This is a genomic window from Streptomyces sp. NPDC056361 (assembly GCF_042262805.1).
Lineage (GTDB): Bacteria > Actinomycetota > Actinomycetes > Streptomycetales > Streptomycetaceae > Streptomyces.
Genome location: NZ_JBHJQI010000064.1, coordinates 31518 through 45991, shown reverse-complemented (window position 1 = coordinate 45991; position 14474 = coordinate 31518). Strand labels below are relative to the sequence as shown.

The 14474-nt window shown below is 71.4% G+C and carries 15 protein-coding genes; 8 read left to right on the top strand and 7 right to left on the bottom strand.

Annotated elements, in window-relative coordinates; genetic code table 11:
* Positions 1-401, top strand: a 401-nt coding sequence (locus ACFCY7_RS21600; RefSeq protein WP_376487432.1) for a UTRA domain-containing protein, incomplete at its 5' end; no start/stop codon positions are given.
* A gap of 24 nt (positions 402-425) precedes the next feature.
* The gene (locus ACFCY7_RS21595; protein WP_376487431.1) at positions 426-620 is read left to right on the top strand and encodes a hypothetical protein; all 195 of its coding nucleotides are present in this window, start codon (positions 426-428) and stop codon (positions 618-620) included.
* A gap of 640 nt (positions 621-1260) precedes the next feature.
* On the opposite strand, the gene ACFCY7_RS21590 is transcribed toward ACFCY7_RS21595, so the two are convergent.
* On the bottom strand, positions 1261-4176 hold the full coding sequence (locus ACFCY7_RS21590; RefSeq protein WP_376487430.1) for an NACHT domain-containing protein: 2916 nt from the start codon (positions 4174-4176) through the stop codon (positions 1261-1263).
* Positions 4177-4289: 113 nt separating this feature from the next.
* Between ACFCY7_RS21590 and ACFCY7_RS21585 the strand changes: the two genes are divergently transcribed.
* Positions 4290-4502, top strand: coding sequence for a hypothetical protein (locus ACFCY7_RS21585; protein ID WP_376487429.1), 213 nt, complete (start codon positions 4290-4292; stop codon positions 4500-4502).
* A 101-nt stretch (positions 4503-4603) separates the two neighbouring features.
* Here ACFCY7_RS21585 and ACFCY7_RS21580 read toward each other — a convergent pair whose 3' ends face one another.
* Complete coding sequence (locus ACFCY7_RS21580; protein ID WP_376487428.1) at positions 4604-7315, bottom strand: FAD/NAD(P)-binding protein; 2712 nt, start codon at positions 7313-7315, stop codon at positions 4604-4606.
* A gap of 441 nt (positions 7316-7756) precedes the next feature.
* On the opposite strand from ACFCY7_RS21580, the gene ACFCY7_RS21575 reads away from it, so the two are divergent.
* Positions 7757-8242, top strand: coding sequence for a DUF4231 domain-containing protein (locus ACFCY7_RS21575; RefSeq protein ID WP_376487427.1), 486 nt, complete (start codon positions 7757-7759; stop codon positions 8240-8242).
* Between the two features lie 107 nt (positions 8243-8349).
* Here the strand turns inward: ACFCY7_RS21575 and ACFCY7_RS21570 are convergent, their stop codons facing one another.
* The gene (locus ACFCY7_RS21570) at positions 8350-8802 is read right to left on the bottom strand and encodes a lamin tail domain-containing protein (RefSeq protein ID WP_376487426.1); all 453 of its coding nucleotides are present in this window, start codon (positions 8800-8802) and stop codon (positions 8350-8352) included.
* A gap of 105 nt (positions 8803-8907) precedes the next feature.
* On the opposite strand from ACFCY7_RS21570, the gene ACFCY7_RS21565 reads away from it, so the two are divergent.
* Positions 8908-9675: an MBL fold metallo-hydrolase gene (locus ACFCY7_RS21565; RefSeq protein WP_376487425.1), complete on the top strand. Its 768-nt coding sequence runs from the start codon at positions 8908-8910 to the stop codon at positions 9673-9675.
* Between the two features lie 124 nt (positions 9676-9799).
* On the opposite strand, the gene ACFCY7_RS21560 is transcribed toward ACFCY7_RS21565, so the two are convergent.
* A complete protein-coding gene (locus ACFCY7_RS21560; protein ID WP_376487424.1) occupies positions 9800-10558 on the bottom strand; it encodes a GntR family transcriptional regulator in 759 nt (252 codons plus the stop codon).
* 188 nt (positions 10559-10746) lie between these two features.
* On the opposite strand from ACFCY7_RS21560, the gene ACFCY7_RS21555 reads away from it, so the two are divergent.
* Together ACFCY7_RS21555 and ACFCY7_RS21550 are read left to right on the top strand one after the other, a co-directional pair.
* A complete protein-coding gene (locus ACFCY7_RS21555) occupies positions 10747-10971 on the top strand; it encodes a hypothetical protein (protein ID WP_017239080.1) in 225 nt (74 codons plus the stop codon).
* A 59-nt stretch (positions 10972-11030) separates the two neighbouring features.
* Positions 11031-11291: a DUF2277 domain-containing protein gene (locus tag ACFCY7_RS21550; RefSeq protein WP_376487423.1), complete on the top strand. Its 261-nt coding sequence runs from the start codon at positions 11031-11033 to the stop codon at positions 11289-11291.
* Here the strand turns inward: ACFCY7_RS21550 and ACFCY7_RS21545 are convergent.
* The 3 genes from ACFCY7_RS21545 to ACFCY7_RS21535 all read right to left on the bottom strand — a co-directional run bounded on the left by ACFCY7_RS21545 (position 11251) and on the right by ACFCY7_RS21535 (position 13538).
* The gene (locus tag ACFCY7_RS21545) at positions 11251-11874 is read right to left on the bottom strand and encodes a DedA family protein (RefSeq protein ID WP_376487434.1); all 624 of its coding nucleotides are present in this window, start codon (positions 11872-11874) and stop codon (positions 11251-11253) included. The two genes, ACFCY7_RS21550 and ACFCY7_RS21545, sit on opposite strands and share 41 nt — an antisense overlap.
* Positions 11875-12188: 314 nt before the next feature.
* Positions 12189-12680: a DoxX family protein gene (locus ACFCY7_RS21540; protein WP_376487422.1), complete on the bottom strand. Its 492-nt coding sequence runs from the start codon at positions 12678-12680 to the stop codon at positions 12189-12191.
* Between the two features lie 207 nt (positions 12681-12887).
* Entirely contained in the window at positions 12888-13538 is a 651-nt protein-coding gene (locus tag ACFCY7_RS21535; RefSeq protein ID WP_376487421.1) for an HNH endonuclease family protein, read from the bottom strand.
* Between the two features lie 200 nt (positions 13539-13738).
* Between ACFCY7_RS21535 and ACFCY7_RS21530 the strand changes: the two genes are divergently transcribed.
* The coding region (locus ACFCY7_RS21530) for an ABC transporter permease (RefSeq protein WP_376487420.1) at positions 13739-14474 on the top strand (736 nt) is incomplete at its 3' end.

The following is a 14474-nucleotide window of genomic DNA, read 5'->3' as shown; positions in this document are numbered from 1 at the left end:
TCGCTGCGCGGCTCGGGATCGGTGAGGCCGAACTGTGCGTCCGGACTGTGTACGAGTTCCTCGCCGACGGGCGGCCCGTGCAGTTGTCGACGAGCTGGGAGCCGTACGACCTCACTGGCGGGACCCTCGTCGTCCTTCCTGAGGGTGGGCCGCACGCTGGCGCCGGTGTCGTGAACCGGATGGCCGAGATCGGCGTCGCCGTGAGCCATGCCGTCGAGCAGCCCGAACCGCGGCAGGCCACCGCCGAGGAAGCCTCACTCCTCGGCATCCAGAAGGCAGCCCTCGTCACGCACATCCGGCGGACCTACTACAGCGACCAGGGGCGGCCCGTGGAGACGGCGGACATCGTCGTGCCCGCTGCCCTGTGCGAGATCGTCTACGAGATCCCGATCAATCGCTGACGGACCACCACACAAGAGGGAGTCATGGAGTCGCTCGGTTTCGCCATCGGTGCTCTGGTCTGGGGCGCACCTATTGCGGCTCTCGTGTTGCTGGTGGTCGTGTCCGTCGTGGTCGGCCGATGGCGGCGGAAGGCCATCGCGGCCCTGGAGGGCGGGGAGCTGGAGGCAGGCGGGCAGTGCGCATCCGGGCGGCCGGTCGGCACGGCGGAAGAAGTCTGAACCCATTCTCCGGGTCCTGTGCTGTCGGCGTGCTGCCGTCCTCCGCGGTTGCGCCTCCCCCTCTACGGCGAGCGCTGGAAGCATTCCAGCGTCCGACGACGAAGGGGACAGGATGGTTCAGCCGAAGTGCGGTGCTCCTACCCAGAGCGGAGGCCGCTGCCAAAACAAGGCGATCACGGGTACCTCGCGGTGCTCCAAGCACCAGGGACCGTGGTCCCCGTACGGAGTCGAGCAGCGGAAGAAGAAGGAAGCCGAAGCCAAGATGCGGAAGCTCCGGAAGAAGCGATAGCGGGCCACCAAGTGGGGCCGGCTGACATCCAAAACTGACATCAACGGCGACGGATGACAGCGGTCGCATGCGAGCTGCCGTGGCAGTGATTACCAGCGACCCGCCCTCGTTGAGAGCACTCCGCACGAGCTTACAAAGCAGATGTCGGCGGTTCGAAACCGTCCGCGCCCACCAGTGCAAAAGGCCCCTCGCCGATCATGGCGAGGGGCCTTTTTGCGTGTATGTGCCTCGTGGCGCGCTGGTGGATGGTGGGGCCAGGAGGGCCTCCTGTGGATGTGGGCGGTGCCTGCGGGGTTGGTGTGCTGCGGGGGCGGGTGATCGGGGTTGTGGGTGAGGGGGTGGGTGGTGCCGTTAGGTATCTGGGCCCGTTTCTAGGTGGACCGACAGGTGGGGGATTTCGTTGAGGGTGGGGATGCCGGTGGCTTCGGGGCAGGTGAGGCGGATGTGGCGGAGGCTGGGGAATTTGGTCGGTAGGGGGGTGAGGTCGATGGGTTCTCTGCAGAAGATTCTTAGGGTGCTGACGTTTTCGAGGAGGGGGATGTCTCTGAGGAGGGTGGGGGATGCGGAGCCTTGGATGTCGAGTTCGGTGAGGTGGGGTAGGGCGGTGAGTTCTTCGGCGTTCTCTACTGGGTATTGGGCGGCGATGGCGAAGTCGGTGAGTGTGGACCAGTGGCTGATTCCTCTGAGGGAGCTACAGCTCAGGGGGCCGAGGTAGACGTCAGTCAATTCTGATTCGGGGAGGAAGTCCGCCAGGCTCAGTGATCCGCTGTCGGAGTTGATCCAGAATCGGCGGAGGTTGGTGAGTGAGGGGAGGGTTTGGAGGAATCGTTGGGGGGATTTCCATACGGATAGGGAGGTGATGTTGGAGCGGTTTAGGGTGGGGGCACCGGTGAGTCTGCGGCAGATGTCGAGGGTGAGGTCGTGGAGTTGGGGGTAGGCGTCCAGGAAGTCGAAGTTCTTTAGTTTGGAGTTGTAGCTGAGGGTTAGTTCTTCTACTTCTGTGGAATTTGGGAGGGAGGTGATGTGCTCCGTTGTGAAGTCGCCTTCGAAGCAGATCGACCGAGGGAGGTCGAGTCGCCACAGTTCGTCGAGCTGTTCGGGGTTGCTGATCGTCAGGGAGTCGAGGCCGGGGTTGTGGCTGAGGATTTCGCGGGCGAAGTCGGCGATGTCGTGGCGGTTCCATTGTTTTTGTAGGTAGTGCGGTACTTGGCCCTTGACGCAGTGGCGGTACTGCTTCAGGAGGGTCAGGGACGGGTCGCCGGCGAGGAGGGCGGCGGTGTGGACGACGGCTTCGGCTTCGGAGTCGTCGAGGTTGTCGGGGCCTGGGAGGAGGTCGAGGATTACGGGGCCCACTTTGGCGAGGGCGTCGGCTTCCGCTTGGTTCTTCGGTGGGATGAGGGCTTCGGCGCGGGAGCGGACTTCCTGGCGGGTGGCGGGGTCGAGTTCGGCGGCGTAGTCGAGGCAGGCGGCGGCGAGTAGGTGGAGTCTGTGTCGGCCGTCGGTGTTGGAGGTGTGGCGGTCGCCGCGGGAGATGAGGCGGCGCAGTAGTTGCTGGGCGTCGGTGGGGCTTGCGTGGGCGACGGCCATGCGGATGACGTCTTCCCAGCGGTCGTCGTTGGCGTGGCTGACGAGGGATCCGAAGTTTCTGCGCTCGACGGCGAACCGGGCGGCCAGGTAGTCCTGGAACGTGCGGTGGACGAAATCGATGCTGTCGGCGTCCGGCGTGCGAAGGAGTCCGCTGCGGTCGACGAGGTGGTTCAGGATCGTCTCGGCGGATCCTTGTGCAGCGACTTCCGGGAGGCTCGGCAGGGCGTCGGTGATGTGGTGGACGGCGTCGTGGCGGCTGATTTCGGCCTGGCCGTTGTCCACCATCCAGTAGGCGAGTCGTTGCAGGAGCCGGATGGACTGGCGTTCGCTCAGCTTGACGGGGTCCGAATCGATGCCCCGCTCCCGGTCGCGGCGGTGCAGGAGCATCGAGAGTGCTGCCTCGTACAGCTCCATGCGGCCGTGGGGGAGGTGTCCGCGTCGGTCTCTGTGGAGTGCGCAGAGCAGGGCCGAGAGGAGGGGAGAGGTTGCCAGCTGGGTGAGGCCTCGTTGGGAACGGACGGCGTCCTTGAGGTTCTCCCGCAATTCGAGGAGGTGGGTGCGCTCCGCTTCGGCTCCGCTTGCTGCCGCCGCGCTGTGCCATCGGTCGATGAAGACCGAGACGTCTCGGGGGTTCATGGGGTGGACGGACAGTTCGCCGACGCTGGAGTGGGACAGCCAGCCCTCGCGGACCGCGGAAGGCCTGGTGGTGACCACGTAATGGTTCTCGGGATACGAGGCGAAGAGTTCTTCCAGCCATTCCCTGGTGGCGTTGCGGTATTCGAGCGCGACTTCGTCGACGCCGTCGATGAGGATGAGTCCTCGGCCGCGTGCCAGGACGTTGTCGACCCAGCCGGACGGTTGATCGTCGGCGAATTGGCAGCCGGCTGCTTTGAGGAAGGCGGCGGGTCGGGGCAGGTGCCCGATTCTCGTCAGTGTTCTCAGGCGGAGGAGGAACGGAACGCAGTCGTTCAGGTGCGTCAGTTCCTGAGGCAGGTTCCGGCGTGCCGTGCTGACCGCGAGCCACTGGAGGAGTGTCGTCTTGCCGCAGCCGGCGAGGCCGCGAATCAGGATGCGGCGCCGCTCGGAGAGGGCCTGCTCGATCCGAATGCCGTTGGACGACCGTCGTAACGCCGTGGCCGGGTCTCGCGGTTCCAAGGGGTCGTCGGTGTCGCCCAGGCTGAGGCTCAGGTAGGCCACGTCGAGTGGCCAGGACGTTCCTTCGGGGTGCCTGATGTCCAGGCCGATGATGGAGAGTTGCTTCCATCGGTTCTCGATGTACTGAAGGTATCTGCCTTCGAAGAGGGTTTCGCCTTCAGTTGGAGTCGGTGCCGGTGCCGGTGGCGTAGTTGCCGTCGTCGCCTTCGCCGTGGTCGTGGCCCCGGTCGTAGTCCCAGTCCCAGTCCCAGTCGTGCTCGCGAGCGAAACGGCTTGGGACCGCAGGTTCAGGAGTGGTTCCGAGGGGACGCTCAGGGCTTGTGCCAGAGCGATCACGGTTTCTTCCGTGGGTACGGAGGCGCCGTTCAGCGCCTTGCTCACCGTCGTTCGGCTCAGGCCCGCCCGGCCGGCCAAGGCGGTGACGGCGATGCGTCGTGCGGCGCGGAGGTGTCTGAGGCGAGCGGCCAGTCGGTCGAGTGCCGTGCCGGGGTCCGGCTGTGTGTCCTGAGGGTTCGCTGCGTCCAACCTTGCCCCCGCCCGCCCGTACCGATCTGTTCATCATCGTTCAGGGTGAACACCGCTGCACGCGATTCGGCTCAACGTCTGGGGCAACGGTTCGCTGCATCGGAAGGAAGCCCATGAACTCGTCTGCCGGCATGTTGGGTCTGCTCGTGTTGGTCACCCTCGTCGCGGGACTGGTCGCGGCTCTGGCCGCTGCGTTGGCCGGACTTCTGGCGCGTATGGACGGTGCGTCGGTGGCGGCGGCCGCGCTGCGTGCCGGTGGGGCGTTCAGTGTGGCGCTGACGGTTCTGACGGCCTTGGCGGCCCTGGGGGTGAGCCTCCTCCGCTGAGTGAGGGGATGTGGGTCTCGGTGGTTCGTAGCCGACGGTGAAGTCCCGTACTCCGTACTCCGTACTGGGTGCGGGACTTCACCGTCGTGGTGTGTGGGGGGTCAGGTGGGGAGTTCGGAGAGGAGGCGGTGGTCGCGGGGGGAGTGGGTGCGTTGGAGGCGGGTGTCGAGGAGGCGGCGGGCGGCGTCGGAGCGGCCGTCGGCGGTGAGGGCGTAGAGGAGGGTTTCCTCGACGACCTCGCGTTGGGCGGAGCTGCCGCCGACGCGGCGGAGGGTGGGGAGGAGGGAGTCGAGGCCGAGGGCGGCGTCGTGGAAGCGCTCTTCGACGAGGGCGGTGAAGGCGTCGCAGAGGGGGGCGATGATGTCGCGCTGGACCTCGTCGGCGCCGGCGGCGTGGTCGCGGAGGCGGCGGAGGGCGGGGAGGTCGCCGGCGGCGGTGAGGGTGACGGCGGAGTGGAGGGCGGTGAAGGCGGTGGCGGGGCGTTCGAGGACGTCGGCCTCGACCGAGTCCAGGACGTCGGCGGTGGGGAGTTCGCCGCGCCAGCTGTCGCTGAGGCGGGCGCGCCAGAGGAGGGAGCCCGAGTCGACGAGGGCGCGGACGCCGGTGACGCGCCCGGGGGCGAGCTGGGTGAACCAGCGGCGGCGGACGGCGGCGGGGTCGTCGAGGGCCAGTTCGTGCAGGGCGATGTGCCAGGAGAAGTGGGCCCGGTGGACGGCGCCGCGACCACGGCCGGCGACCCAGCGTTCGAGCCAGTCGCGGCCCGCCTGGTGGGTGCCGGTCTCGTAGTGGACGTGGGTGAGGGCGTGGACGGCGTGGCCGGAGGAGGGTTCGGCGGCGAGGGCGCGGTGGGCGAGTTCGCCGGCCTCGTGGAGGCGGCCCTGCTCCTGGCGGAGGAAGGCCAGCAGGGAGGTGTGGAACCAGTGCCCGTCGTACGCGGGTGAGGTGCGTTCGACGAGGCGCAGGGCGTAGTCGTCGTCCAGGTCGTCGACGCCGGAGAAGGCGATGGTCGGTACGGCCGCGGCGAGCGCCAGCGCGTCGGCCGGATGCGCTTCGAGGTGCCGTACGAGCGCGGTGTCGCCGTTCTCGCCGTGGACGCGGCGGGTGACGACCTCGACGAAGGAGCGCTCCCGTTCGTCGGCGCGCTCGCGGGCACACCGCTGCGCCTCCGCCAGCGCCCGCGGTACGTCGACGGCCGCGCCGCACTCGTGGCCGAGGAGGGCGAGCGCCGCGTGCCCGAGGGCGAACCCGGGGTCGAGGGCCACGGCCCGCCGGAGCGCGTCCTCCGCGCCCGCCCGGACCTTCAGGATGCGGTCGAGACCGGTGCGGTACGCGGCGGCCGCCTCCGCGTGGGTGGACAGGGCGAGACCGTGGCCGTCGAGCGGGCGGCGCGTCGAGCGGCGCCTGGGGGAGAGCGGCGCGAGGAGCGTCTGGGCCAGGGTCGCCGCCTGGACGCGGATCTCGGGGACCGCGGTGGTCTCGAACAGTTCGCCGCGCCGCGGCGCGCCCAGCGTGTACACGGGCAGGCCGGTGCGCCCCTCGGCGGCGAGGAGCCGCCCGTCGAGGGTGGCCACGCCCATGCCGAGCGGACCCGGTAGCGCCGCACCGGACGCGAGGAGGGACGTCCACAGCGGCCCGTCGGGGCGCCTGCCCGGGCCCGTGCAGTCGATCACCCAGCCCACGTGCAGCTCGCGGTCGCCGGAGAGCCCCACGTCCAGGGAACCGTCGGGGCGGCCGGCGGCCCGCGTGACGCTGCCCGCGTGCAGGACCAGGCGTTTGGCGTTACGGGCGCGGGCCACCGACTCGGCGGTCGCGGGCGCCATCCGGTGGCGGTGCGTGTTCCACAACGCCCCGTCCAGGTCGAGGAGTTCGCTGCGCTCCTCGGGCGTGAGGCCCTGCCACAGGCGCGCGGTGTGCGGCCGCAGGCTGTCCAGCGCGGGCCGCCAGTCGCCGTGCAGGCGCATCGACCGGGCGACGTGGTGGCGCACCGTCCGGCGCAGCTGGTCGAGGGAGGCCCCGTACAGCCCCTCCGGCGCGGGCATCGGACCGGCCGGGGTCAGCGCGTGCGACTGCGGCAGCAGTCCGCTGCGGGACAGCGCGTGCACCGTGCGTCCGGGGCGGTCGAGCGTGAGGGCCAGGTCGACGGCGGTCAGCCCCGTACCGACGAGCAGGACATCGGCGTCGTCCGCCAGCGGCCCGTCCAGCGCACCGCTCGTCCACGGCGAGGCGACGAAGCGGGACGACGCCCGCAGTTCCCCGGGCGCCCAGCCCCCCGTCGGCCCGGCGGGGCCGGTGGCCAGGACGGCCGCGTCGGCGGTGAGCTCCGTCCCGTCGGCCAGCCGGAGCGCCACCCGGCCGTCCGGTGCGCCGTCGCACCCCTCGGCGCGGGTGCGCAGCCGTCGGACGGACACCACCCCGTGTGCCCGCACGATCGCCTGCGCGAGGGTGTCGGCGAGGTACGCGCCGTACCGGTACCGGGTCGCGAAGTCGGCCGCCGTGACGGTCGGTTCGCCGTGCCGGCACAGCCAGCGCGTGAAGTGCCCCGGGTCATCCGTATAGCAACTCATGCCGCCAGTGGGGACGTTGAGGCAGTGGCCTGGGTCTTGGGTGGCGTACGCGACTCCCCGGCCGGCCTCCGGGGCCGGGTCGATCAGGACGAGGTCGAGGGGCGTGCGGCGGCGCGCGGCCGTCTCGCAGAGGTGGACGGCGGTCAGCGTGCCGGCCGCCCCCACTCCGACGACGGCCACGGTGTACGAGGCGGACGGGTTGTCCGGTGTGTTCGGCTCACGGTCTGGGCTCACGTAATCCTCCGGCATAGGTCGGCGGCGGGGCCGGTGGAGCAGGGCTCCGCCTTCGGGTCCTTCCGCACTTTCCGACGGGATCGGTGGGGAAGTCATGCCGGGACAGGGATCTCACCGCGCGGTCGAGGATCGCTGGGGGTTCGGTCGCGAAGGGTGGTGGCGTGGTGACCGTACGAGGTCGGGCGGGGGTGCGGGGGAGTGGCGCGGGGGAGGGGGCGGAAGCAGGGTGGAGGGGCGCGTTCGGGAGGGGGGGGCGATGCCGGGGAGAGTGCGTGCGAGGAGGCGGTGCGGGGAGAGTGCGTGCGGGGAGGGGCAGGAGTGGTGGCGGGGCGGGAGCGGTGGTGGGGCGGGAGTGGTGGTGGGGCGGCGAGTTGACGGGAGTTCGGCGGGGCGGGTCTACTCCGGGACATGGTCGAGGTGGGGGATGCGCCCGAAACGGGCGTGCAGGGTGGCGAGATGACGCCGCAGCGGTACATCGAGAGCAGGCTGTCGCAGTACCAGGAGTGGTACGACGTCAAGGCGACCCGGATGAAGGCGATGCATCTGCGGATGCGGACCGTGTCCGTCGTCGGCGGGGCGCTCGTGCCGGTGTTCGTGAACCTGGACCTGCCGTTCGCGCGGGTCACGGCGACGGTGCTGAGCGTGGTGGTCGTCGCCGCGGTGTCGCTGGAGAGCGTGTACCGGTACCGGGAGCAGTGGAAGAACTACCGCTCGACCGAGCAACTCCTCGGCCACGAGCGGGTGTACTTCGAGGCCAAGGTGGGTCCGTACCACAACCTGCCGAAGCGGGAGGCGTTCTCCGTGCTGGTCGCCCGGGTCGAGAAGGCCATCGCCAACGAGAACTCGGCGACGCTGAACGTGATGACGCTCGGCGGGCAGGTCAGCGCGGACGTGCAGCAGCACGGGGTCCCCGCCGCCCGGCAGGAGGCGGAGAGTTCCTGATCCGGGCCGGCTCGGGCTCTGGCAGGTTCGGGCTCCGGCGGGCGTGGTGCCACGAGCCCCGGGGTCGGCGCGTCCCGGGGTCGTGGTGTGTCACGGAGTGGGCGGGGTCAGCACCACTTGTAGTCGTAGCGCGTCGAGTTGTACGAGCAGGCGCCGACGCGGGTGCCGTTCGACTTGCGGAGGGTCGCCGTGTCGCGGTCGTTGTTCCACACGTAGGCGGCGCGGTTCTGGTAGACGTGCGCGGCGCTGTTGGTGCCGCGGCCGGTGTGGACCGTGACGATCTTGCCCTTGCCGAGGACGAAGTTCCCGAAGGTGTACTTGTGGTTGGACGCGTCCGTGACGGTCCAGCCCCGGAGGTTGACCCCGGCGCCGGTGGTGTTGCGTATCTGCACGTACTCGGCGTTGAGGCTGGTGTTGGAGCGGTTGTCCGTGCCCGGGCTGTCGTAGTAGATCTTGTACAGGTGGACCGAGCCGGCGGCCTGCGCCTGCGAGGGCAGCAGCAGGATGCCGGCTGCGGCGGCGGCGGTCACGGCGGCGTACGTGCGGGTGCGACGAAGCATGAAAGTCCCTCAGTTCCTTCCGGGCGCCCGCCGATGGGGCCCGGAGGACACACACAATACGCACGCTCTTCACTCCGCCCCCACATGTCTCACTAGACTCGTCGTATGGCCAGTGACGCACTGCGGATCACCGTCCTCGGGTCCGCCACCCCCTTCCCCCGGCCGGGCAACGCCTGCTCCGGATATCTCGTCGAGGGCGGCGGCGTCCGGGTGTGGGTGGACGCGGGGAGCGGCACGCTCGGGGAGCTCCAGCGGTACGCGGGCCTCGGTGACGTCGACGCCGTGTGGATCTCCCATCTGCACGCCGACCACAGCGCCGATCTCCTGACCGCCTTCTACGGTCTCGTGTACGCGGGGCTCGACGCCGAGTTGCCCGTCCCCCTCCTCGGGCCGGCGGGCATCGCCGACCGGCTCGCCGGCTTCCTCACCAACGGCGCCGAGCGCAGCCCCGTCGAGAAGGCCTTCGCCGTCAGCGAGTTGCACGACGGGCACGTCGCCCGGATCGGCGGGCTGACGCTCCGGTCCAGGGCGGTCGACCACGGCGGTCCCGCCGCCTTCGCGCTGCGCGTCGAGGACCCGGAGGGGCGCTCGCTCGTCTACTCGGGGGACTGCGAGCCGTGTCCGTCCCTCGTCGAACTCGCCCGGGACTGCGACCTGTTCGTCTGCGAGGCCGACGGAGAGGTGCCGGGGCACCATTCCGCCGCGCAGGCGGGCAGGAGCGCGGCGGAGGCCCGTGCCGGTCGGCTCGTCGTGACCCACGTGGGGCCGGGGACGGCGCCGGCCGAGGCGGTCGCGCTCGCCGCCGCCGAGTTCCCCGGGGAGGTCCTTCACGCCGACCCGGGGGCGCGGTTCGAGGTCGTCCGCGCGCCGTAGAACGCCCGCGCGCGGTGGGGCGTCCGCCCGCCGTAGGTCGGCCGCCCGCAGTGGGTCGGCCGCGCCCGGTGGGCCGTTCGGCCACGCCCGGTGGGCCGTCCGGGCCCGCGGGCGGGCTTCGGGGTCATGCGTCGAAGTCGTACTCCAGGACGTACGAGGACGAGTCGAGGGTCATCTCGTTGAGCTCCACGGCCACCCCGGGGCCGGTGAAGGCCGTGCGGCCGATGAGGACGACCGGTGTGCCGAGGGCGAGGGACAGCCGGTCCGACTCGTCCGCCGTCGGCATCCGGCAGCGGATCTCCTCGCGGAAGCGCACGGGGCGGTGGCCGAGCTCGGTGAGTCGGGCGTAGGTGCCGCCGGGGCCGGTGTCCGGCTGGGTGATGGGCGTACCGCGGACGAGTTCGGCGGAGAGGTACGAGACCGAGAGGAGGACCGGCTTCGTGTCCAGGACGAAGCGGCGGCTGCGGACGCACACGGGTGCGCCCGGCGCCAGGTTGAGCGCCCCGGCGACCCGGGCGCCCGCCCGCGTCTCGCCCACTTCGATCTGGTCGACGACCAGGTCGCGGTCCTCGACGTCGGCCGACCAGACCGAGCGGCCGCTGCCCCACTGGTCGCCGGAGAGGCGGGGGATGCCCCGGCGGCGCAGCGGGCGGAAGACGCGGACGAAGACGCCGGCGCCCTTGCGGGCCTCGGCCAGTCCCTCGTTGCGCAGGACGGAGAGGGCCTGGCGGGCCGTCATCCGGGCCACCTCGTACGTGGTCATGAGGTCGTTCTCGCCGGGGAGCCGGTCGCCCGGCGCGAAGGCGCCTGACTGGATCGCGGTTCTCAACTCGTCGGCGATGCGCTGGTACTTGGGCCGGCGGGCGCTGTCCTGGTCAGTCACGGGTGGACCACTCCCTTCATCTGCCGGACACCCTACGGCGCACCCCCCGGCCAGGGTGCACACGCGTACGCCGTCCCGCCCGGTCGATCCATCCATCGGGGGACATCTCTAGAGATACGTTGACAGGGCGGGGCCGTGCGGCTTCTCTGGTTCTCCCCAGAATTCGGGATTCGGGACGGAGGGGATGCGTGCAGCCACTGCCCGAGGTCGGTGACCTCGTCCGCGACACCGCCACGGGGCGGGTCGGTTTCTATGTGGAGAGCGTCTCCGGGCGCTTTCTGATCCGTGCCGTCCACGGCGGCGCCGAGTGGGAGGCCGAGCCCCTCGACGTACAGCCCGCCACACCGCTGCGCGAGCTGCGCGCACGCGCCGCCGAGATCAACGCACGGAGCCGGCGCGGCTTCGGGGGGTGACCGGTCCGGGGCCGGCCGGCGGCTCGTCGGTTGTCAGTGGCGCGCGCCACACTGGAGGCATGTGCCGAAGCATCAAGACGCTCCGCCCGCCCGTGCTGCCCGAGGAGGCGACCGAGGACGACATCCGGGCCGCCGCACTGCAGTACGTCCGCAAGGTGTCCGGCTTCCGGGCCCCCGCCGCCCACAACCGGGAGGTGTTCGAGCGGGCCGTGGACGAGATCGCGGAGGCCACCGCGAGACTCCTGGACGGCCTGGAGGTGCGCGGGGCGCACTCCGGTGTCAGGAGGCAGGAGCGGGAGCCGCAGCCGGACGCCGTATGACGTACGCGGCGAGGCCGCCCGCGAGGAAGAGCGCGAGGGTCGACACCCCCGCGCTGAACCAGGTCGCGCCCAGCCACTGACCGCCCAGCCAGCCGAGCCCCACGCTGTACGACGCCCAGGTCACGCCCGCCAGCGCCGACCACGGCAGGAACTCCTCGATCCGCCGCTTCGCCGCGCCCGCGCCCAGCGAGACCACGGAGCGGCCGGCGGGGGCGAAGCGCGCGAGGACGACGAGCAGGCCGCCGCCCCGGGCCAGCGCCGTGCCGAGACGTTCCTGCGCCACGCTCAGGCGGCGCGAGCGCGCTATCGCCCGGTGCAGCCTCGCGCCGCCCCGCAGGGCCAGCCGGTACGCGAGGAAGTCGCCGAGCACCGAGGCCGTGGCCGCGCACAGCAGCAGCGGGAGCAGGGACGGCACGTCGGTGGAGGTCGCGGTGGCCGTGGCCGCCGCCGTGGCGGCGGTGATGACGAGGAAGCCGCTCGGCAGCACGGGCAGGAAGACGTCGAGCAGGATCGACGCCGCCACCACCGGGTAGATCCACGGGCCGGCGGTCAACGACCGCAGCGAGCCGAGGCTGTCGAGCAGATTCACAGGGCAAGAGCCTACGCGGGCCCGCCGACCCGCCCGCCGGGTGGGTGCCGGGAGCCGACCGGCGATCGACCGGCGGCGCGGTGGGGGACGGCGGGCGGGGGCGACCGGCGATCGACCGGACCTCGACCGGCGGCGCGGTGGGGCATGGCGGGCGGGGGCCGGAAAGGGCCGGAAACCGTGCTGCGGTTTCCGGCCCGTACCGGTAGCGGGCCTCACGCGGGCCGTGCGCGGTGTGCCCGGCCGCGCGGCGAAGGCCGCGCCGGGGCTGTCCGGTCCTGGTCGGCCGGACAGGTCTGGGGCGTGCTCGCTCAGGCCGCGACCGGCGTGCCCTGCTGCTCCTGCTCGTCGCGGGTCTTCGCACCGGTGGCGGTGCGGGCGCCGAAGAGGCGGTCGAGGGCGAGGGCGCCGGGGCCGGTGAAGACGAGGAGGGCGAAGGACCAGCAGAAGAGGGCCGCGCCCTCGCCGCCGTTCTGGAGGGGGAAGAGGGATTCGGGCTGGTGGACCTTGAAGTAGGCGTAGGCCATCGAGCCGGAGGCCAGGAACGCGGCGCTGCGGGTGCCGACACCTGCGAGGACGAGGACGCCGGCGACGAGCTGGATGACGGCCGCGTACCAGCCGGGCCAGGTGCCGGCCGGGACCGTGCCGCCGCCGCCCATGGCGCCGCCGAGGACGCCGAAGAGGGAGGAGGCGCCGTGGCAGGCGAAGAGGAGGCCGACGACGATGCGGAAGAGGCCGAGCGCGTACGGCTGGGCCTGGTTCAGGCGGCCTGCGAGCGGGGCAGGGGTGTGCGCGGGGGACATGGGGGAACTCCTTCGGCCTGACCCCGTCCGTGGGGAACGGGGTATGGGGGACGGAAACCGATGAGGCCGTAAGGTTAGGCACCCCTCACTAGTACTTGCAAGTTCAACATTCAGCCACCGGGGAGCGTGTGGTGATGTTCACTCCCCGGCGGCCGTCACCGCGCGTCCGGCCCGGGCGCCACTGACGCGGCTTCAGGGGCGGTCCGGTCAGCAGCCGTTGAGGACGGACTGCAGGGCGCTCTTCTCGGCGGAGTCGACGCTGAGGTTGTAGTAGTACTTCACCTGCACCCAGGCGCGGGTGTACGTGCAGCGGTACGAGGTCACCGAGGGGAGCCACTTCGCCGGGTCGAGGTCGCCCTTGGCCTGGTTGACGTTGTCCGTGACGGCTATGAGCTGCGGCCGGGTCAGGTCGTTGGCGAAGGCCTGGCGCTGGGCGGTCGTCCACGTGTTGGCGCCCGAGCGCCACGCCTCGGCGAGCGGGACCATGTGGTCGATGTCGAGGTCGGAGGCGAGGGTCCAGGTGGCGCCGTCGTACGGCGAGTACCAGCTGCCGCTGGTCGCGGCACAGCTGGAGTCGGTGACGACGTTCACGCCGTCGCGCTTGAGGACGGTCTCGCGGGTGTTGCAGGTGCCGGACTGGGTGATCCAGTGCGGGAAGAGGTCGCGGCTGTAGCCCGAGGTGGAACCTTCCGCCTTCACCGTGAGCGCGGCCAGGTAGGTGCGGGCCGTCGCGGCGCTCACGGGGGTCGGCATGGCGGCCTGGGCGGCCGGGGCAGTGGTGAGCAGACCGGTGAGGGTAAGGGTCGCGGAGCTGGCGAGGACGGCGAGTCGACGCGCGTAGATCTTGCTGACGGGCATGGGAACTCCCTTGAGGTGTGGGGACCTTGGATGTCCGCCGTCCCCGTGGGTTGCCGGGCGGCGGCCCGGTCATCGTGGCGGCGCGAGGTGTCCGTGCGGGATGCGCCAGGTAACAGAGTGGCGACATGGGCACGTCACATCAAGGGGTGTGGCGTCTCTGATGGAGCGCCAGATTCCGTCCGGCGCCCTAGGGTTGACACGTGCTTCTGGACGTGAACGTCACCTTCGCGGCGGTTCTTGCCGTCCTGCTCGCCCTCGCCGCGGCCGTCGTCGCCGTCACCCGCCTCGGCCGGGCGCGGGACACCCTCCTCGCCGGCGGCCGGGCCGCCGTCCAACTCGTCGCCGTCTCGCTCGTCATCGGGTGGGTCGTGCGCTCCGTACCGCTGCTGCTCTGCTTCCTGCTGCTGATGTACGCGGTCGCGGTACGGACGGCCGGGCGCCGGGTCGTCCCCGCGCCGGGGCCCGGCTGGTGGTGGGCGGGCGTGCCGATCGCCGCCGCCGTGTCCCCCGTCGTCCTCGCGCTCGTCGCCACCGGGCTCGTACCGGTCAAGGGCGTCACGCTCGTCCCCGTCACCGGCATCCTCGTCGGCGGCGCGCTCACCGCCACCGTCCTCGCGGGGCGGCGCGCGCTCGACGAACTGGAGACGCGGCGGGGCGAGGTGGAGGCGGGCCTGGCGATCGGGCTCGTCGAACGGGAGGCGCGGCTCGAAGTGGCGCGCCCGGCCGCGGCTGACGCGCTGCTCCCCGGCATGGACCAGACCCGCACGGTGGGTCTCGTCACCCTGCCCGGGGCCTTCGTGGGCATGCTGCTCGGCGGCGCGTCACCGCTGCACGCGGGCGCCGTTCAGCTCTTCGTCCTCATCGCCCTGCTCGCCGTACAGGCCGTGGCCGCCGCGACCGCCCTGGAACTGGTGGCGCGCGGCCGGATGGTCCGGC

Excerpts from the sequence above, each read along its gene's own strand:
- ACFCY7_RS21595 (WP_376487431.1), top strand. The coding sequence starts at position 426 with ATGGAGTCGCTCGGTTTCGCCATCGGTGCTCTGGTCTGGGGCGCACCT.
- ACFCY7_RS21585 (WP_376487429.1), top strand. The coding sequence starts at position 4,290 with ATGAACTCGTCTGCCGGCATGTTGGGTCTGCTCGTGTTGGTCACCCTC.
- ACFCY7_RS21580 (WP_376487428.1), bottom strand. The coding sequence starts at position 7,315 with ATGCCGGAGGATTACGTGAGCCCAGACCGTGAGCCGAACACACCGGAC.
- ACFCY7_RS21575 (WP_376487427.1), top strand. The coding sequence starts at position 7,757 with ATGACGCCGCAGCGGTACATCGAGAGCAGGCTGTCGCAGTACCAGGAG.
- ACFCY7_RS21570 (WP_376487426.1), bottom strand. The coding sequence starts at position 8,802 with ATGCTTCGTCGCACCCGCACGTACGCCGCCGTGACCGCCGCCGCCGCA.
- ACFCY7_RS21565 (WP_376487425.1), top strand. The coding sequence starts at position 8,908 with ATGGCCAGTGACGCACTGCGGATCACCGTCCTCGGGTCCGCCACCCCC.
- ACFCY7_RS21550 (WP_376487423.1), top strand. The coding sequence starts at position 11,031 with ATGTGCCGAAGCATCAAGACGCTCCGCCCGCCCGTGCTGCCCGAGGAG.
- ACFCY7_RS21540 (WP_376487422.1), bottom strand. The coding sequence starts at position 12,680 with ATGTCCCCCGCGCACACCCCTGCCCCGCTCGCAGGCCGCCTGAACCAG.
- ACFCY7_RS21535 (WP_376487421.1), bottom strand. The coding sequence starts at position 13,538 with ATGCCCGTCAGCAAGATCTACGCGCGTCGACTCGCCGTCCTCGCCAGC.